Origin of the sequence: Sulfurimonas sp., from assembly GCF_023229105.1 — a bacterium.
Lineage (GTDB): Bacteria > Campylobacterota > Campylobacteria > Campylobacterales > Sulfurimonadaceae > Sulfurimonas.
In genome coordinates this window covers 1-19473 of the sequence record NZ_JALNZY010000016.1, presented here as the reverse complement: position 1 = coordinate 19473, position 19473 = coordinate 1, and the positions used below count along the sequence as shown (strand labels likewise).

15 protein-coding genes are annotated in these 19473 nt (G+C 36.1%); 13 read left to right on the top strand and 2 right to left on the bottom strand.

The window, feature by feature from the left end:
• Positions 1-14: 14 nt before the first annotated feature.
• Complete coding sequence (locus M0Q17_RS03695; RefSeq protein ID WP_295083416.1) at positions 15-1364, bottom strand: class II 3-deoxy-7-phosphoheptulonate synthase; 1350 nt, start codon at positions 1362-1364, stop codon at positions 15-17.
• Between the two features lie 134 nt (positions 1365-1498).
• On the opposite strand from M0Q17_RS03695, the gene M0Q17_RS03690 reads away from it, so the two are divergent.
• The 9 genes from M0Q17_RS03690 (at position 1499) to M0Q17_RS03650 (ending at position 9978) form a co-directional block, all read left to right on the top strand.
• Positions 1499-2443, top strand: coding sequence for a GGDEF domain-containing protein (locus tag M0Q17_RS03690; RefSeq protein ID WP_295083414.1), 945 nt, complete (start codon positions 1499-1501; stop codon positions 2441-2443).
• Complete coding sequence (locus M0Q17_RS03685) at positions 2443-3093, top strand: CvpA family protein (protein ID WP_295083412.1); 651 nt, start codon at positions 2443-2445, stop codon at positions 3091-3093. The genes M0Q17_RS03690 and M0Q17_RS03685 overlap by 1 nt, the downstream gene beginning before the upstream one ends.
• Position 3094: 1 nt before the next feature.
• Entirely contained in the window at positions 3095-3568 is a 474-nt protein-coding gene (locus tag M0Q17_RS03680; RefSeq protein ID WP_295083410.1) for a Fur family transcriptional regulator, read from the top strand.
• 39 nt (positions 3569-3607) lie between these two features.
• The gene (lysS, locus tag M0Q17_RS03675; RefSeq protein ID WP_295083408.1) at positions 3608-5131 is read left to right on the top strand and encodes a lysine--tRNA ligase; all 1524 of its coding nucleotides are present in this window, start codon (positions 3608-3610) and stop codon (positions 5129-5131) included.
• 59 nt (positions 5132-5190) lie between these two features.
• Complete coding sequence (locus M0Q17_RS03670; RefSeq protein WP_295083407.1) at positions 5191-6438, top strand: serine hydroxymethyltransferase; 1248 nt, start codon at positions 5191-5193, stop codon at positions 6436-6438.
• A 15-nt stretch (positions 6439-6453) separates the two neighbouring features.
• Complete coding sequence (locus tag M0Q17_RS03665; protein ID WP_295083405.1) at positions 6454-6996, top strand: DUF1882 domain-containing protein; 543 nt, start codon at positions 6454-6456, stop codon at positions 6994-6996.
• Between the two features lie 92 nt (positions 6997-7088).
• On the top strand, positions 7089-7754 hold the full coding sequence (locus M0Q17_RS03660; protein WP_295083403.1) for an SPOR domain-containing protein: 666 nt from the start codon (positions 7089-7091) through the stop codon (positions 7752-7754).
• Between the two features lie 17 nt (positions 7755-7771).
• Positions 7772-9181: a chorismate-binding protein gene (locus M0Q17_RS03655; RefSeq protein ID WP_295083401.1), complete on the top strand. Its 1410-nt coding sequence runs from the start codon at positions 7772-7774 to the stop codon at positions 9179-9181.
• A 5-nt stretch (positions 9182-9186) separates the two neighbouring features.
• On the top strand, positions 9187-9978 hold the full coding sequence (locus M0Q17_RS03650) for a shikimate dehydrogenase (RefSeq protein WP_295083399.1): 792 nt from the start codon (positions 9187-9189) through the stop codon (positions 9976-9978).
• 12 nt (positions 9979-9990) lie between these two features.
• Here the strand turns inward: M0Q17_RS03650 and M0Q17_RS03645 are convergent, their stop codons facing one another.
• The gene (locus M0Q17_RS03645) at positions 9991-11913 is read right to left on the bottom strand and encodes an alpha-amylase/4-alpha-glucanotransferase domain-containing protein (protein ID WP_295083396.1); all 1923 of its coding nucleotides are present in this window, start codon (positions 11911-11913) and stop codon (positions 9991-9993) included.
• A gap of 156 nt (positions 11914-12069) precedes the next feature.
• Here M0Q17_RS03645 and M0Q17_RS03640 point away from each other — a divergent pair, with 156 nt between their 5' ends.
• The 4 genes from M0Q17_RS03640 to M0Q17_RS03625 are packed head-to-tail and all read left to right on the top strand — an operon-like array spanning position 12070 to position 19384.
• On the top strand, positions 12070-14562 hold the full coding sequence (locus M0Q17_RS03640) for a sugar phosphate nucleotidyltransferase (protein WP_295083395.1): 2493 nt from the start codon (positions 12070-12072) through the stop codon (positions 14560-14562).
• Positions 14563-17181 (top strand): galactose-1-phosphate uridylyltransferase, encoded by a 2619-nt coding sequence (galT, locus tag M0Q17_RS03635; protein ID WP_295083394.1) that lies wholly within the window; start codon positions 14563-14565, stop codon positions 17179-17181.
• A gap of 11 nt (positions 17182-17192) precedes the next feature.
• Positions 17193-18611: a glycogen/starch synthase gene (locus tag M0Q17_RS03630; RefSeq protein WP_295083391.1), complete on the top strand. Its 1419-nt coding sequence runs from the start codon at positions 17193-17195 to the stop codon at positions 18609-18611.
• Entirely contained in the window at positions 18608-19384 is a 777-nt protein-coding gene (locus M0Q17_RS03625) for an ROK family protein (RefSeq protein ID WP_295083389.1), read from the top strand. The genes M0Q17_RS03630 and M0Q17_RS03625 overlap by 4 nt, the downstream gene beginning before the upstream one ends.
• Positions 19385-19473 lie beyond the last annotated feature (89 nt).

Below are 19473 nucleotides of genomic sequence, written 5' to 3'. Positions count from 1 at the left end.
ACAAAAGGTGCTAACTATTGTTGAGCTTCTCTAAGCGTGTCTGCGATTAAAAATGCCAGCTCTAAAGCTTGATCTGCATTTAAACGAGGATCGCAATGCGTATGGTAACGTGAACTTAAATCTTCTTCTGTCACAACAAAAGAGCCACCGATACACTCTGTTACATTTCTGCCTGTCATCTCTAAGTGAACACCGCCGGCAAATGTGCCCTCAGCCTTATGAACCTGAAAGAACTGCTTCATCTCAGTAAGAATTGCATCAACCGGGCGAGTCTTAAAATTGTTTGATGATTTAATAGTGTTGCCATGCATTGGGTCACAGCTCCAGACGACTTTCTTACCTTCACGCTCAATTGCACGAATAAGTTTTGGCATTCCATCACCCACTTTATTTGCACCCATTCTTACTATAATATTCAGACGACCTGCTTCATTTTCAGGGTTTAAAATATCACATAGTTTTATTAAATCTTCCGGATCCATTGATGGTCCAGCTTTAACGCCGATAGGGTTGTTAATGCCTCTCATATACTCAACATGAGCACCATCAAGTTGGCGCGTTCTATCACCTATCCAGAGCATATGTGCAGAGGTGTCATACCAATCGCCGGTAGTAGAATCTTTTCTAGTAAATGCTTCTTCATAAGGGAGCAAAAGAGCCTCATGAGAGGTATAAAAATCGGTCTCACGTAGAGTTCTATGCGTTTTGGATGTAATACCGCATGCCTCCATAAACTTCAATGATTTGCTAATCTCCTCAGCTAAATCTTCATATTTTTTGCTTATCTCACTCTGATGCGTAAAATCCAAATTCCATTGATGAACTTTATGCAAATCGGCAAAACCGCCGGTTGCAAACGCACGTATAAGATTTAGCGTTGCAGCAGATTGGTTGTATGCTTTTATCATTCTTTGAGGATTTGGGGTGCGTGCTTCGGGAGTAAAATCAACACCATTTATGATATCGCCACGGTAAGCATCTAGCGTTACTCCGCCTATTGTCTCTGTGTCACTTGAGCGAGGTTTTGCAAACTGACCTCCAACGCGCCCTACTTTTACCACAGGAACGCCCCCCGCATATGTCATAACTACTGACATCTGAAGAATTGCTTTAAACGTATCACGAATATTTGTGGCATGAAACTCGCTAAAACTCTCAGCACAATCCCCGCCTTGAAGTAAAAAAGCCTTCCCCTCAACAACATTTGCCAACTGACTTTTAAGCGAACGAGCTTCACCTGCAAAAACAAGCGGCGGATACTCTTTTAACTCTGCTAAAACTCTGTTTAATTCATCACTATTTGTATATGTCGGTTGCTGCACAATAGGCTTTTGCTTCCAACTAGAAGGTGTCCAAATACTCATGTATAAAACCTTTTTAATATATATTTAAAATATTTTTTGAAATTTTACATTATAATACCTAAAATCGCACTGATTGCCTTTTTTAGACCTAATAAAAAAATATAAAAGCTTTTTTTTATGCTTAGGTATGTATAATGCAACATATTTTTTATGGATATGTGATTATGAAAAAAAACGATTTAAAAGCACTAATCGAGGAGATTTATGAAAATCTACTTGAACGTATTAATATGGAGAAAAAGGCAACTAAAGGGCAGGTTGTTGGCTATCTAAAAGATGCTATAGAAGTTGTCTCCAACATAAACGACGAAGATATCGACTCCATAGAACATGCCAAAGAAGCTTTTAATAACTCCTACAAAGAGATTGTAAAACAGAGTTTAACCTCTTACAAAAACACTAATGATAAATTTGGAGAACTTTCGCAGCTCAATAAGCAAACAATAGAAAAATATAGTGACAAGAGTATAAATCTAGAGGTATTTGCAAATAAATTCAATGAAATTCAATCTTTTATGACAGATGAGGTCAAAAAAGCCAATGAAGTAATTTCAGAGCTTTCACAGAAAGTGAAGATGCTAGAGCAAACTTCGAATCTTGACCCTCTGACAAAAGTTTTAAATAGAAGAGCCCTTATCTCTTATCTAAAAGGGGTGTGCTCTGACAAAAGCATACCGTACAAACTGCATGTCCTAATGATTGATATAGATAACTTTAAATCTATAAACGACAATTACGGTCATATAACTGGAGATAAAATTCTTGTTTTCATTGCAAATATTTTAAGAAAAGCCTTAAGAGATGGGGATAAAATTTTTAGATTTGGAGGAGAAGAGTTCACGGTAGTGCTAAGTCGTAACAACGATGAGCAGTCTAATGCTATAGCAGAAAGGTTGTTGAAACTAATCAGCTCAAACAATCTCATCTACATGGGGCACAAAATCTCTATTACAGCAAGTATAGGGATGACAAAATTTCTAGAAAATGACACCCCAGACTCTCTTATAGGCAGAGCGGATAAAGCACTCTACATCTCCAAAAACAGTGGAAAAAACATGGTATCTAAGGTTTGTGAATAATGGAATTTAATTATTTTGATATTATCGTATTGATTATAGTTCTTTTTTTAGGGCTTAAGGGGATTATAAACGGTTTTTTTAAAGAACTATTCGGTCTTTTGGGAATTATCGGCGGTATATTTATAGCATCTCGCGTAGGCAAAGATGTAGGAGAACTCATCAGTGATGCTGTTTTTAAGTTTGAAAATAGCGCCGCTATCGATTTTACGGGCTTTTTAGTTACGCTTATACTTTTTTGGCTTTTGATGGTTGTTGTCGGGCTCATTTTTAAAAAACTTAGCTCCCTAAGCGGACTTGGCATATTTGACAAATTATTGGGATTTGTCTTTAGCGCAAGCAAGTTTTTTCTTATTGCTGCCGTGATTGCATACGCCGCTTACAATATTAAAGCCATGAGAGCAAGTATTGACTCGATAATGCAAAATAGTTTTGTTTTTCCTGTATTGGTAGAGACCGGGAGTGTTATTATGAAACTTGACCCGATTGAAATTTCTAACGATATAAATGAAACCATACAAAAGAGCACAGAAGCTCTACAAGAGAGTGTAAGCAGTAATCTTATAGATTCATCAATAAAGATTGTAGATGATGCTACAAAAAAGATAAGCCAAAACATAGAACAAAATTTATCTCTCAAGAAGGATCAATAATATGTCTGAAATTATTACCGACTTTAATGACAAAACAGTTGCATATAAGCAGTTGCTTAAAAATTTCAAAGCACTTTTGAAAAAAAATAATCTAAAGTTTACGATTCAAAGAGAAGTTATTTTAGAGACTCTTTATAACTCAGATGAGCATCTAACGCCGGAATCTCTTCATAATCTTATTCAAGAGAAATTTCCGGATTTAAAAACGGGGATTGCCACAGTATACAGGACGCTCTCTCTTTTAGAGGAATCAGATATGGTTACCTCTTTATCTTTTGGCGCGCAGGGGAAAAAGTATGAACTTGGCGCCAAACATCATCATGACCACTTTATATGTACTCTCTGCGGAGCTATAACAGAGTTTGTTGATGAACAGATAGAAGAGAGACAGCATAAAATTGCCGAGGAACTTGGATTTTTGATGCATGATCACTCCATGCAAATTTATGGCATCTGTAAAAAGTGCCAAAACTAGCAACTGTAATATTTACATAAAAAAATAAAGGAAAAACTATTGGTTTTTGATAATAAACTTATACAACAAAGAATTGACAAAGCAGAACTTCTTAAAAAAGAGGGAATAAACCCATACTCTAATGACTCAAAAAGAAATACAACAATTGAAAAATTTTTAAATGTCAATACAGACATTGTTCATAAAGAGGACAAAAGAGATGAGAAACGTAACTACACCCTAAGCGGTCGTATAAAGTTTTTTAGAGTTATGGGAAAAGCAAGTTTTATAAAGATTGAAGATGAGAGTGGAATGCTCCAAGTCTATGTGACAAGAGATAATTTTCCAGAGGGTTTTTACAACGATATTTTTAAGAAAAATATCGAAGTCGGCGACATTGTAGAAGTTTCAGGTTATCCGTTTGTAACGGGACAAGGAGAACTTTCTCTTCACGCTAATGATTTAAGACTCTTAACAAAAGCTATCTCCCCGCTTCCTGAAAAATTTCACGGTATAACGGATAAAGAGATTAGATACAGAAAAAGATATCTCGACCTTATTATGAACGCGGATGTTCGCAAAACATTTAAAATTCGCTCAAAAGTTATCTCTCTTACTCGCCGTTTTTTCGAAGACAAAGGCTTTTTAGAGGTTGAAACTCCTATGATGCACCCGATAGCCGGCGGAGCAAACGCAAAACCGTTTGTTACACATCATAATGCATTAGGAATTGACAGATACTTAAGAATAGCGCCCGAACTTTATCTAAAAAGACTTATTGTAGGTGGTTTTGAAGCTGTATTTGAGATAAACCGCAACTTTAGAAATGAGGGGATGGATGCTACGCACAATCCTGAATTTACCTCTATTGAATTTTATTGGGCATACAAGACATATAAAGATCTTATAGAAATCACGAAAGAGTATTTTAGGTATCTTTTTGATCATTTAAATCTTCCAACACAGCTCCCTTACGGAGATATGGAAGTTGACTTTGGCAAGTTTAGCGAGGTGCCCTTGATAGAGTCACTCTACACTATCGGAGATGTTCCCAAAGAGATAGTAGACGATAAAAACAAAATCATCGAATTTTTAAATAGTAAAAATATTCAAGTCAAAAACACTCTAAGTTTAGGTCAACTTCAAGGCGAACTTTTTGATGAGTTTGTTGAAGAGAAACTTATCAACCCTACTTTTATTACAGAGTATCCGGTTGACATCTCTCCTCTTGCTAGAAGAAGCGATAAAAACCCTGAAATCACAGAGCGTTTTGAGCTTTTCATTGCAGGACGCGAGATAGCAAACGCATTTAGCGAGTTAAATGATCCGGTTGATCAATATGAGAGATTTAAAGCTCAAGTTGAGTCAAAAGAGAGCGGCGATGACGAAGCGCATGAGATGGATTTGGATTTTGTAGAAGCGCTTAGCTATGGCATGGCACCGACTGCAGGACAAGGCATAGGAATAGACAGACTGGTTATGCTTTTAACAAATGAGCACTCAATAAGAGATGTTCTGCTGTTTCCTGCGATGAAACCTGTATATGCAGAAGAAAAACATGAGGAATCTTCCCCGCAAGCGTAGCTAAAAGAGTTACTTCTTTTAGTATTTTAAATTACATTAAAAAAAGGAATTATATTACAATGAGTTTTTTAAAAGAGTTCGATAAAGAGATATTTGATTTATGCGAAAAAGAGTTAGAGCGTCAGAGTGACCACTTAGAGATGATAGCATCTGAAAACTTTACGCTTCCTGCTGTTATGGAAGCTATGGGCTCAGTTTTTACGAACAAATATGCGGAGGGTTATCCGGGTAAACGTTACTATGGCGGCTGTGAGTATGCTGATGGTGTTGAGCAGTTGGCGATTGATAGAGCATGTAAGCTATTTGGATGCAACTATGCAAATGTTCAGCCACATTCAGGCTCTCAAGCAAATGCAGCCGTTTATGCAGCTCTTTTAAAAGCAGGAGACAAACTCTTAGGTATGGATTTAAGTCATGGCGGGCACTTAACTCATGGTTCAAAACCGAGTTTTTCAGGTCAAAACTACTCAAGTTTTACGTATGGGGTTGAGCTTGATGGTCGCATGAATTATGATAAGATTATGGAGATTGCTAAAGCGGTTCAACCAAAAATCATAGTTTGTGGTGCATCTGCTTATGCCAGAGAGATTGACTTTAAAAAATTCCGTGAAATTGCCGACGCGGTCGGAGCTATAATGTTTGCCGACATCGCCCATGTTGCAGGACTTGTAGCTGCTGGCGAGCACCCTAGCCCGTTTCCTCATGCACATGTTGTGACTACAACTACGCATAAAACTCTAGCAGGTCCTCGTGGCGGTATGATTATGACGAATGATGAGGAGATAGCTAAAAAAATCAACTCCGCAATTTTTCCTGGTATTCAAGGCGGACCACTTGTTCATGTTATAGCTGCAAAAGCGGTAGGTTTTAAATATAACCTCTCTGCTGAGTGGAAAGATTACGCTAAGCAGGTAAAAGCAAACGCAAAAATTCTAGGTAAAGTTCTTGTAAAAAGAGGCTACGACTTAGTAAGTGGCGGAACTGACAACCACTTAGTTTTATTATCATTTTTAAACCGTGAATTCTCTGGTAAAGATGCTGATATCGCTCTTGGAAATGCAGGTATTACTGTAAATAAAAACACGGTTCCCGGGGAGACAAGAAGTCCATTTGTAACCTCTGGTATCCGCATAGGAAGCCCAGCGCTAACTTCAAGAGGCATGAAAGACAAAGAGTTTGAGTTTATTGCAAATAAAATCGCAGATGTTCTTGATGATATTAACAACACAGAGTTACAAGCAAACGTAAAAAAAGAGCTTAAAGAGTTGGCTCAAAATTTTATCGTATATAATCAATCAACATATTAAGGAAACAAAATAGAGATGACGGCAGCAGATTTAAATCTTATAAAAATTGTAAACGACCACTACTGGATTAAGAGAGATGAAGTAGTTGAAAAGATTTTATTCAAGGGACGTACATTTTACAATAAGTTTGAAAAAGTAAACGCTTCACTCTCTCAAGCTCTTATAAACCAACATATTAAAGGTGAGATAACCATAGCTCACTCTTTAATTAACAAACATAATAAAGTTGAAAATATAGTAATTGACTACAACGGAAGAGATCCTGAGCGTTTTTACCATAAGGCGCAGCTTCTTCTTCGTGAAGAGGGTTTTATAAATTTTACGGCTTATAAAACAAACACCGAGGGGCATCTTCATGTTTATATTCACAAAGGTCATACAGAGCTTCAAGAGGCTATCCAGCTTGGCAAAATGATTAGCATGAAACTAGCGGCAAAACAACCAAAGCAGTGGAGAATGTTCCCAAACTCGGATATGCCAGATGAGTACAATATTTTGACATTACCGTATGAAATCTATGCAAAAGAGCGTGGAGCTTCTTGGTCAAAGCACATGTAATGCTCTTTTGTAAATAGAATTTAGATTTAAAAATAGCGAGAATAAACAAGTTTTTGGTATTATTAGGGCAAGAGAGTTACTAAGGAGAAGTTATGGAAGAAAAAAATGAATTAAATGATATTATCTTAAATAAAAACAGTTCCTCTGTCGGCAATAAAAAGATTATTTTAGCAGTAGCAATTTTAGGAGTTGTTCTAATAGTTGTTGTGATGCTGATGAATACTCTTGCATCAAACGGCACAAACAATCTGCCGCAAGCTGTTCTTCCTCCTGAGCCGCAAAAACAGGTTAAAGCTCAAACAGACGAGCCTCTTTTTGAAGAGGTTGATGTTGTTAAAGAGTCTGCACCGGAGAGTTCGTCACTAGATGTAATCGCTCAAAAATTAAAAGAAGAGAGCACGAAAGAGAATACTGAAGAGATAAAACAAGAGATTGTTCAAAGCACTATAAAAACACCAACACCAAAAACAGTAGAAACAAAAAAGAAAGTTGCCGCGCAACCTAAAACAACTGCTCCTTCAGCTACGGGTGAGTTTTATATTCAAGTCGGCTCCTTTGCAAAATATGAACCAAATAAAAAATTTTTAGACTCAATTTTAAATTTGGGTTATAAATATAAGTTTCACAAAGTAACCATTAACTCAAAAACATTAAACAAAGTTTTAGTTGGTCCTTTTAATAGTGAAGCTGAAGCAAGAAAAGCGTTGACCTCGGTTAAGAGTTCTGTTGAAGCAGGTGCTTTTTTAACTAAGATATAGCCACAATAAGGTTTTTTTTGATTTACTCTAAACAATTTATACAAGATCAACTTGCTCCTATCGCTGTTTATGCAAAATTAAAGACGATTTTTAAAGATGAAATCTCCTATCTTTTTGAGAGTGCTGGGCAGAGTGAGGGAAATTACAGCTTTATCTGCATAGGTGCCAGAGAAAGGGTGCAGTATGCAAATGACCAGACACTCTATACAGATGCAGACGGTATTTTGTCCATTAAAGATGAGTCCCCTTTTACATTTTTAAAAAACTACTATAAAAATATAGACACTGCACTCTATAAAAAAGCTTCAACTGAATTAAAAGTAGGCTATGTTGATGGTTTTATAGGCTACGTTGGTTACGATATGGTTAAAGTATTTGAGCCAAAGCTCCATGCAGTAATGGACGGCTTGACAGATGAGCTTAATACTCCAGATTTAGATCTTATCCTTCCTAAAATAATCCTTGTATATTCTCATAAAAATCATCAACTCACTTTAATAAGCACCCTTAAAGAGATAAGTGAAAAATTTGAGATGATTGAGAGCGAACTCAAAGGCTCCTATGAATATATCAATATGAAAAGAAATATTGGAGAGGACAAAGGAACTTTTGCTCATACCAAAAAACAATTTTTCAAAATGGTTGATGCCTCAAAAGAGATGATAAGAAGCGGCGACGTTTTTCAGATTCTTATGACAAACCGCTTTACAAGAGAGATAAAAGTTGATCCGTTTAGCTTCTACAGAGTTTTAAGGACAAAAAACCCCTCTCCTTACATGTTTTTAATGGAGTATGAAGATTTTAATATTGTCGGAAGCTCGCCTGAAGTCATGGTTAGGCTCACTGGCGGAGAACTATTGCTTCGCCCGATTGCGGGAACTCGCAAAAGAGGAAATACCAAAGAGAGAGATAAGGAGTTAGAAGAAGAACTTCTAGCTGACCCTAAAGAGCTCTCTGAACACCTTATGCTAATAGACCTCGGTAGAAACGATGTAAGCCGTGTTGCAAAGACTGGAAGCGTAAAGGTTGAGGACATGATGCATATTGAGCGCTTTTCACATGTAATGCACATAGTCTCAGACGTTACGGCAACGCTTGCGGATGATAAAGATATGTTTGATCTATTTATGGCAACATTTACTGCAGGAACTATGACGGGTGCTCCAAAGATTAGAGCGATGGAGCTTATAGCAGAACTTGAAGGACTTAAGCGCGGCTTTTACAGCGGAAGCGTAGGATACTTTGGATTTGATGGAAATATGGATAGCGCTATTACCATAAGAACTGCTCTTGTAAAAGATAACAAAGTTGTTCTACAAGCAGGTGCGGGCGTTGTTGCTGATAGCCAGAATGAGCTTGAGTATCTTGAAGTTAAAAACAAACTCGGCGCTCTTGTCGCTTCACTTGAAGACCTAGACGAGAAATAAGACAAATGAAGTTGTTTGCCATCTTTGGTAATCCTGTTGCGCACTCCCGCTCTCCTCTTATGCACAACAGCGTATTTAAAAATCTAAACTACAAAGCTTGCTACATGAGAGTTCATCTTCAAGATGGCTCAAAACTCAGAGAGACTTTTTTTGCCCTAAAACTCAAAGGCGCTAATATAACTGTTCCGCATAAAGAAACAGCGTATGAGGCTTGTGATGAAGTCAGAGGCTTTGGGAAAAAAATCGGTGTTGTAAATACTATCATTAATGAAAATGGTCGTCTTATCGGCTACAACACTGATGCCGATGGTTTTATGTTTGCCATAAAAGAGTTTGGCACTATGAAAAACATTCTACTTCTAGGTGCCGGCGGAACCGCAAAAGCACTAGCATCAAGATTTATTCAAGAGAGTATAAAAGTGACTGTTTTAAACAGAAGTGCTTCAAGGCTTGCATATTTTAAAGAACTTGGTTGCAGTTGTTTTACATGGAATGATTTTTCAATCGGAAATTATGATTTAGTCGTAAACACAACAAGCGCGGGACTAAAAGATGAAGAACTTCCTGCTCCAAAAGAGATAATAGAACCAGTTTTAAACAATACCTCTTTTGCCGCTGATGCCATCTACGGAAAACTGACACCATTTTTGAAAATGGCAAAAGAGAAAAATATAATATACAAAGATGGTGCCGATATGCTTTTAGGACAAGGCATCCTGGCAAATGAGCTTTTTGTCGATTATGAACTAAAAACCGAAGATATTAAAACTTACATGTCAAGAAGTTTTGAACTCTAAAGCAGCAGTGCCCTACTCCACGCTCAAGCAAAAATTAAATTTTAACTCTTTTGTAAAGTTTTTCATAAACATTAAAGATAGATGCTGAAGCGTATAGTCAACTCCTGATTCGCTTTGACTTACCGTGTAGTTTTTACAGATAAACACCTCAACTTCCTCTTCAAAAGAAAATCTTATGGTTTTTTTTAAATATAAATCAAAAATGCTCAAAGTTTTTGTACGAAAAGTCATATCTTCTTCTAAGGGCAGATTATTTATTTGCAACGCATCATACATAGCAAAATGGAGGTTCCACTCATTTGCATAGACCAGACTTCTCTGGGCATCACCCTTTATCTCAACATCACATAAAAGATTGTTTTTATCTAGCACATAGCTTTTAATAAGTTCCGCTTCAGTCTCAAGAATCTTGCCTCTGCACTTAAAAATAGTCCCCTTTTCATCTACGCTCTCATACGCCGAGTTAACAAAAGTGCCGTGCTGTAAAAATCTGTTTGTTTTAAAACTCTCTATATTCAAAGAGTTGTCGCTAATATGGTCAAGATTGGAGTATTTTTGATATCTGTCTATATATATCTGCTTATTTTCTCCTGCTGTAAAAACATTACCGTGAATTGTTTTTATCTTGGAATCATCTTGCTTTTGATGTTCATTTTGTGTTTGAGAGTGATATTTTTCAGCTCTTCTAGTGAGCGTATTTAGCAGATTGAATTTTTCATCTCTTATGTCAAGTTCAACCATGCTCGCTCCGTAATTTGGTTTAATGATAGCCAAAAGCTCGTTGCTGCTTAACTTATACTCATCATATCCATCAAAATCTATATCAACTATCTCAGCATCTTTGCTTTTTAAAATATTTTCGCACTCTATAATATACCTATAAGCCGTATCTCTAAGGCTAGGCAGATAAATCCCGCCGAACACCCCGTGCCACAACACATCATTACACTGCGCCTTATATAAGCACTCTAAATAGTTCTTATCATCTATCTGTTTTTTTGAAAGTCCCAGCACCCGCTTGTGTATCCAGTTGCTTTGTGGATATTTGAGAAAAAAGTTTTTCCATATTCCGCCTCGCGAACTTTGCTTCTCATCAAGAGCAGACCACTCGCCCATCTCCTCATAAGAGAGTGTTGGCAAATATACAAGTCCTAATGCCCTGTTTGTCTCAAAAAACTCCCTGTAGGTTTGAGTCTCAATTATAGTGCTTGAGGTGCAGAGCTCAAAAAAATCCTTTAGCCACCCATTGGTATAACATAAATCATAAGTCTGCGGCCATATACCGAATTTCTCGCCATCATCAAAGATAATAGCTCCATTGCTACCCTCTTTTGTTGTGGCAATCGACAAAAGCTGCTCTTTGACATAATCTATATCGTTAAAAGGAATAGAGTATCTCAAAGATTTGCTTATTGGAAATAACGCTATCTTATGAGAGTTGTTTTCTGTCAAAAAGTACCCTTGGAGATTTTGCGTAATGCCGTTTGCTATGAGATGATAATCATCAACAATTACATACTTAATGCCGCATAGACTCAAATCAGATATTATAGAGTCGTCCCAAACCCTCTCTGTAAGCCACAAACCAGTTGGTATTTGATTGAAATTTTTCTCTATAAATATATTTAATTTTTGAATTTGAGCTATTCTGTCACTAGAGGAAATAGAGGCTAAAATCGGCTCGTAAAAACCGCCACTGAAAAACTCTATCTGGTTTGAGAGGTTTTGCATAAGGAGGAACAACTCTTTATCATTTTTTTTGATAAATTCCAGCAGCCAGCCGCTAAAATGTACAGAGCATTTAAAATCAGGAAATAGTTTTAATGTTTGAAAAAAAGGTTTATAAGCTTTAGTTATAGCATTAAAGAGCACTTCATCAAAATTATCAACCGGCTGATGCGAATGAACCCCAAAAAGTAATTTTGTTTTTTTCATCATATAATCCTAAATAATATTTGACAATATTACCCTAATTAAGTTACAATAAAACAGACAACGAAGAAAAAGAGAGATTAAATAAAAGGTTATTCTCTTCTGTTTCACAATTGCTTCACACTTTTTTGTTAGTATTACTATAGAAGGATTTAAATCATGAAAGCAATTGTTTTAGCAGGAGGATTCGGGACAAGAATCCAACCTCTTACCAACACTATTCCAAAACCCATGTTGCCAATTCTTAATGCTCCCATGATGGAACATATTATCATAAAGCTCAGAGATGATTTAGGTATAAAAGATATAGCTGTTTTGCTCTATTTTATGCCTGAGGTTATAAAAGAGTATTTTAAGGATGGCGAAGATTTAGGGGTAAATATAACCTACTTTTTACCGGATAATGATTATGGAACTGCTGGTGCCGTCGGGTTTGCTAGAGATTTTTTAGATGAGACCTTTATAATCGTCAGCGGGGATTTGGTAACTGATTTTAAATTTAGCAAAATCTATGAGTTTCACAAACAAAAAAAATCAAAACTCACTATCGCTTTAACTCCCGTAAAAAATCCTTTAGAGTTTGGCGTAGTCATAGCAAACAAACAGGGTAAAATTGAGAAATTTTTAGAAAAACCTAGCTGGGGGGAAGTTTTTAGCGACACTATAAACACCGGCATATACATCATTGAGCCTGAAATATTGGATTTTATACCCAGAGGAGAAAACTACGATTTTGCAAAAGACTTATTTGTGCATCTTATGGCAAGTAATATTACACTCTGGGGCTGCCATATAGAGGGATATTGGAGAGATGTGGGAAATCCGCAGAGCTACCGCGAAGTCTATCAAGATATATTTGAGGGCAAAATAGCACTTCCGATAAAAGGCAAAAAAACAGTATATCCAAAAGGGGTTCTTTATCTCGAAAAAGGCGCATCCGTAGATAAAAGCGTTCAAATAAAAGGCTTAGTGGTTCTAGGAAAAAATAGCAAAATAGAGGGTTTGTGCAAACTCAACAACTCAATTTTGGGTAAAGGGTGTACTCTTGGCGAGGAGGTCAGCCTGAGCAATACCATCTTTTGGCAAGGATGCAGTGTCGGTTCAAAAACAAATATACACAACGGCGTAATTTGCAATGATGTAAAAATAGATAAAAAAGTAAAAGCAAAACATGGTGTCATAATAGCCCAAAATTGCACAATTTATAAAAATGTATCATTTCTAAAAGATGTAATGGTTTGGCCAAATAAAATAATAGAGCAAAACTCTATAATTAGCAACAATGTTATCTGGATGGATAAATATAAATCTTCCATCTTTGAATCAGGCAGTGTTGCAGGAAGAGCAAATATAGAACTCTCATGTGAACTCTGTATCAAACTAGCCGAAGCGCTGGGCTCTATCTTACCTGTGGGCAGCAATGTTTATCTGTCGCGTGATTATCATAAGGGTTCAAGAATGCTTAAGCGTGCTTTTTTAAGCGGGCTTCTTTCCACCGGAATAAATGCGGTAGATGCATCAATCATACCCTCTGTTGTAATGAGATACAATCTCTCGACTCAAGATGATATAATCGCCGGTGTTCACTTTAGACAATCGGCAAAAAATCAAGAGGAGATTGAAATCCTATTTTATACCAACGAGGGTTTTTATATAGATACAAATTTGTCAAAAAACATAGAGAGAATATTTTTTAGAGAAAATTTCAGAAGAGTAAAATCTGATCAAATCGGGGATATTTACAAAGACACCGAGACAAATACGAAATATATAAATGCCATCAGAGAAAAAATAGACACCAACCTATTTAAAAACAGAGATATAAAAATAGTAACCGATTTGATGTTTGGTTCAACCTCAAAAATTTATCCAAATATCTTAAACAGTCTTGACATAGAGTTCATCCTCTTAAATGCATACAGAGATGATAAACAGTTGCAAAAGCTGCCATCCGTCATCAAAAGAGCGCACTGTGAAGTCGGCAAAATTGTAAAATCATTAAAGTTTGACTGCGGTATCTTGATATATCCAAACGGTCACAAGCTTCAATTTATAAGCAATGACGGAACTCTGGTAAAAGACTATATAGCTCTTCTGGCACTGCTTAGTCTGCTGGATTTCAGCGATACCTTAATAAAAAAAATCTTTCTGCCGGCTTGGGCACCTGATTTTATAACTTACAAACATCTTGATATCTCAAGGGATAAAGCTTGCGGATTAAAAGCGAAGCAGCTCAAAGACTATAATCTTATAGCAGACACCGACGGATATTTTGCATTTAGTGAGTTTTCCCTAAATACTGATGCGGTTTTTTCAAGTTTTAAATTTTTGGAGCTTCTAATACAGAACAAAACAACTCTCAGCGCTGTTATAGATACGCTGCCAAACTTTGCCTACAGAGGCGAAAACATAGCGTGTTCAAACGCTCTTAAGGGTAAGATGATGAGAAAGTTTTTAGAAGAGTCTAAAGACAAAAAAAGCTCTCAAGCTGACGGTGTTAAGATATGGGTGAGTAAAAATGAGTGGATTTTAATGGTTCCTAATGAGCATCAAGAGTTTTTAAACATTTATATTCAGGCAAAAGATGATAAAAATGCAGAGAAGATTTTCAACGAATACAAAACAAAAATTGACTTATGGATGAACAAATAGATGGTTTACTTAAATTTTATCTGGCATATGCATCAACCTTACTATAGAGACAACCTATCGGGCAAAACAAAGATGCCCTGGGTCTTTTTACATGCTATTAAAAATTATTACGACATGCCTTATATGCTAAGTCTAAATCCAAAGATAAAAGCAACGTTCAATCTAGTTCCCTCTTTGATAGAGCAGATAAATCACTACATAGACGGCAATGCAAATGATGAACTTTTAGATATTTTATCACTAGATGCAAGTACGCTTAGTGATGATGAACTGGATATTTTAAACAGATATATTTTTCTCTCAAATGAAAAAAATATGATTCAACCGTTTTGGAGATATAAAGAGTTACATCAAAAATTTAAAAGTTCACAAATGGGGATGAAAATATTTGACAAAAATGAGATTGAAGATGCTCAAGTACTGTTTTTACTCTCTTGGTGCGGAAACTATCTGAAAAAAAACAACGCAACAGTTAAAAATCTTATTTCTCAAGGGGCAAACTTTACGCATCAACAAAAGTTGGAGTTGATTCATGAACTTATAAAGTTTTTGCCAAATATTATAAAATTATATAAACAACTTTTTTCACAAGGACAGATAGAGCTCTCAACTTCACCCTACTACCACCCTATTTTACCCCTGCTTATAGATATAAACAGTGCAAAAGATGCAAACAGCACTATGAACCTGCCAAATATTCCAAACGATACATTCAAAGAGTTTAGTGAACCGCAAGTCACAAAAGCTGTAGATTTTTTTGAACAAACCTTCGGCACAAAACCAAACGGTTTTTGGCCATCTGAGGGTGCTATAAGTGAACAGACAGTTGAGCTTATTGCAAAACATGGCATTAAATGGGTTGCGAGTGATGAAGAGGTTTTATATAAAAGTATAAAAAATCACACTAAAGACAAGCTCTATAACCTTTACCGCCATAAAAAGTTTAAAACTCTTCTGTTTTTTAGAGATAAACATATAAGTGACTTAATTGGGTTTGAATACTCTAAAATTGCTCCCCAGATTGCCACGCTTGATTTTGCGGATAAAATGAAAAAAATTCAATCCTACAGTAGCAGAGACTATCTTGTATCTATTATTTTAGACGGCGAAAATGCTTGGGAATTTTATCCAAACAACGGTGAGGATTTTTTCAGAGAACTATATAAAACATTGCAAGACAACGACTCGTTTGTACAAACTATTCTGCCCAGTGAAGCTATAAACTTAAACTTAGAGGAGCTTCCACTTGAGTACATACAAGCGGGCAGCTGGATAGATGCAAACTTTAATATCTGGATAGGAAAGCCGCAAAAAAACAGAGCTTGGGAGCTTCTTGCATCTTCAAAAGAGGATTATATAAAAAATAGCGCCTTCTTAAGCCCACAAACAAATCAAAAAATCTTAGATGAATTTGCCGTTGCTCTTGGAAGTGACTGGTTTTGGTGGTATGACGATGACCACTTCACAGCACTAAAACCACTTTTTGATGAACTCTTCAGAGCACATCTTCAAAATATATATACTCTGATGGGGCTAAATATTCCCCAAATAGTAACACACCCCATAGTTCCAAAAAACGAGATAGTGCTTGCAGAATATGGTGCTATGCATCAAGCGAGTGATTTTAAATCTAGAGAGTCAGAATTTAGATACTGCAAGCTTACCAAAAGATGGGTACTTTTTGCTCCAAAAAGGTCGGACAGACCAAATAATTTTATAAAAAAACAGATTCCCTTAGATGAGTGCGTCTGCCCTTTTGACGCGGAAAATGAGCATCTTACACCAAAAGAGATTACAAGAATCGGCGGGGGCAAAGAGTGGAGAGCAAGAGTAGTCCCAAATCTTTACAATGTTTTATCTACAGATATATCACCCATCGGAAAAAAGGATGATTATTTTGATCTCTTTAGCGGATTTGGAGCTCATGAGGTTATTATAGAGACACCAAAACATGATCTTGAAATGTTTGACTACTCTTTGCAAGAGTTTATTGACTACTTGCAAATATCAAAAGAGAGGATTGCAAGTTTAAGATATGACACACGGCTTGCCTGCTCCATTTTGTTTAAAAATCATGGACAACAAGCCGGTGCTTCGCTTAGTCATAGCCATTCACAGATTATTTCTATGCCGTTTTTGCCGACTGAGACTACCCAGGAAATAGAGTATAAAAAAGAGTATCATAAGAGATACAAACGCGCACTCTTAGATGATTTGGTGTATGAAGAAAAACAGTATGAACAAAATATAATATTTGAAAATGAGTCGTTTATCTGTTACGCACCCTACGCTTCAAGTTTTGCATATGAAGTCAAAATTGTTGCAAAAGACAAATATTCTTCTATGATAGAGTTTGATGAAAATACACTTTTAAATCTAGCAATATCTTTAGAGTTGATTTTTAAAAAGTATAAAAATGTTCTAGACTATTTTTCATTTAATATGGTTTTTAAGAATCATCCATACGAAGAGTATAGCGAGAACTCAAAAGATTACTTTAGGTTTTGTGTAAATATTTTTCCAAGACTTGGCGGAATTGCAGCATTTGAGATAGATTCAAAAATATATCTAAACAGTATTCTGCCTAATATTGCAGCCGGCAAACTAAGAGAGGTTTAAAAGGAGTTTTAATGAATATACTATTTGCTTCAAGTGAAATTTTTCCATATGCAAAAAGCGGAGGACTTGCTGATGTTGCGCAGAGTCTGCCTGCTGAACTTAAAAGAAATGCAAAAGTTTATACTATTATGCCTCTTTATGCATCTATAGAGAGACAGAGATATAATATCTGCTCTTGCGATTTTTCATTTAATATCCTCCTAAACAAAATCAATCACCAAATTGATTTGTACAAAAGAGAAGACAATGATTTTGAGTTTTTTTTATACAACCCTGTTTTATGCGACAGAGATGGTCTATATCATGATGAGCATGGCAAATTTGGCGACAACCATCTAAGATTTGGGATTTTTTCTTACGCTATTATTGAAACTATGTTGAGACTTAAACTAAAAATAGATGTTATACATCTCAACGACTGGCAAAGTGCTCTTGTTGCACTGTTGGCAAAAACGAAATACGCTCTTAGCCAAAAAATAGTTTTTACCATCCATAATCTTGCCTATCAGGGAATATTTCACAAAAGTGCTATAAATGAACTAGATTTAAGCTGGGAAGAGTGTTTTAAAAGTGATAGATTTGAGTATTTTGACCAAGTAAACTTCCTAAAAGCCGGTATTTTTTACAGCGATGTTATCACAACGGTAAGCCCTACTTATGCGCTAGAGATACAAACGCCCTCTTATGGCAACACTCTAGAAAAGATGCTTATTGCTAACAACCATAAACTCCATGGAATAATAAACGGTATAAGCTATGAGGTATTTAATCCCTCTACAGATGAAAACATATATACACATTTTGACAAACAGAGTTACGAGTTAAAACTAAAAAACAAAATAAAACTCTCAAAAGAGCTAAATTTACCCCAACCGCATCGCCCTTTGTTTATCTTTGTCGGTAGATTTACACCACAAAAAGGTGTAGATATGATTTTGCAGAGTTTACATCTTTTAAAAGATTTTGAGATTAATGTTGCTATTTTAGGAAACGGCGATAGCTATTACGACAATGTTTTTGCAAACTTGGCAAACATGTATCCAAATATTCACATTACAGCAGGATATAACGAAGGATTTGCAAGAAAGCTTTATGCGGCTGCCGATTTTTTGCTTATGCCCTCCACCTTTGAACCCTGCGGGCTAAATCAGATGATTATTATGAGATACGGAGGAATTCCTCTCGTAGCTAAAACGGGAGGACTTAAAGATAGCGTAATAGACTATACGGACACAGAGCATCATAGCAAAGAGATAGGAATAGGGGTTACTTTTGAAGAGTACAACCTATTTTGGTACATGCACGCTATCACAAAGGCAATCTCTTTGTATGCAAACCAAAAAAAGTATCTAAAATTTGCAAAGCATAACATGAGTGTAGATAACTCTTGGAGGCACTCTGCCAAAGAGTATATGAGGGTTTACAGATGAATCTATATATAGATTACGGCGGAACAAACTTTAGATACTCTTTTGATGAGGGTAAACTCTTTAACATAAAAAGCGATGATGTAGAGTTGATAGCCTTTTTAGAGACTCAGATAAATTTGCAAAAAGATATCAGAAAAATATTTATCTCCTTTGCAGGGCAGGTAAAAAACGGCAAAATTGTATCAGCGCCAAATATAAAGATACAAAATTTTGATTTGAAACAATATTTTTACGATAATTATAATATTGAGATTATTTTAAAAAATGACATAAATTGTGCCGCAATTTATGAACATTCAAGGCACAAGGACGCAGATGTTTTAGCTCTTCTTTATATAGGCACAGGTTTTGGAAGTGCCTTTGTTATAGGCGGTGAAATCTTAAGTGGCAAAGACAATATAGCCGGCGAAATAGGTCATATTCCCTTTAGAAAAAAGAATTTTATGTGCGGTTGCGGCAGGAGTGACTGCCTAGAGCTAAGCGTAAGCGGTAAAGTTTTTAAAGATGGCACATTTAATGATGCAAGTGAGGATGTAAAAAAAGAGTTTTTAGATGGCTTGGCTTTTGCATTTCACACTGTACTTAATCTGTTTGATCCAGACGTTTTTATTTTAGGCGGAGGCGTTGTAAAAAACAATCCATCTCTTTTAAATTTCCTAAAAGAGGAGTACAATAACAGCTCTTTTAGAGCAATTCGGGGGGATTTGAAAATATCTATTTCAGATATTGAGGATGCAAATATAGAAGGTCTAAAAATACTATCAAAAGGCTAAAGATGTCAAAATTTATATCATATAACATAAATGAAAAATACAACACAAGCGTAGCATACTTTTCAATGGAGTTTGCCATACATCAATCG

Excerpts from the sequence above, each read along its gene's own strand:
- M0Q17_RS03695 (WP_295083416.1), bottom strand. The coding sequence starts at position 1,364 with ATGAGTATTTGGACACCTTCTAGTTGGAAGCAAAAGCCTATTGTGCAG.
- M0Q17_RS03690 (WP_295083414.1), top strand. The coding sequence starts at position 1,499 with ATGCAACATATTTTTTATGGATATGTGATTATGAAAAAAAACGATTTA.
- M0Q17_RS03685 (WP_295083412.1), top strand. The coding sequence starts at position 2,443 with ATGGAATTTAATTATTTTGATATTATCGTATTGATTATAGTTCTTTTT.
- M0Q17_RS03680 (WP_295083410.1), top strand. The coding sequence starts at position 3,095 with ATGTCTGAAATTATTACCGACTTTAATGACAAAACAGTTGCATATAAG.
- M0Q17_RS03670 (WP_295083407.1), top strand. The coding sequence starts at position 5,191 with ATGAGTTTTTTAAAAGAGTTCGATAAAGAGATATTTGATTTATGCGAA.
- M0Q17_RS03665 (WP_295083405.1), top strand. The coding sequence starts at position 6,454 with ATGACGGCAGCAGATTTAAATCTTATAAAAATTGTAAACGACCACTAC.
- M0Q17_RS03660 (WP_295083403.1), top strand. The coding sequence starts at position 7,089 with ATGGAAGAAAAAAATGAATTAAATGATATTATCTTAAATAAAAACAGT.
- M0Q17_RS03650 (WP_295083399.1), top strand. The coding sequence starts at position 9,187 with ATGAAGTTGTTTGCCATCTTTGGTAATCCTGTTGCGCACTCCCGCTCT.
- M0Q17_RS03645 (WP_295083396.1), bottom strand. The coding sequence starts at position 11,913 with ATGAAAAAAACAAAATTACTTTTTGGGGTTCATTCGCATCAGCCGGTT.
- M0Q17_RS03640 (WP_295083395.1), top strand. The coding sequence starts at position 12,070 with ATGAAAGCAATTGTTTTAGCAGGAGGATTCGGGACAAGAATCCAACCT.
- galT (WP_295083394.1), top strand. The coding sequence starts at position 14,563 with ATGGTTTACTTAAATTTTATCTGGCATATGCATCAACCTTACTATAGA.
- M0Q17_RS03630 (WP_295083391.1), top strand. The coding sequence starts at position 17,193 with ATGAATATACTATTTGCTTCAAGTGAAATTTTTCCATATGCAAAAAGC.
- M0Q17_RS03625 (WP_295083389.1), top strand. The coding sequence starts at position 18,608 with ATGAATCTATATATAGATTACGGCGGAACAAACTTTAGATACTCTTTT.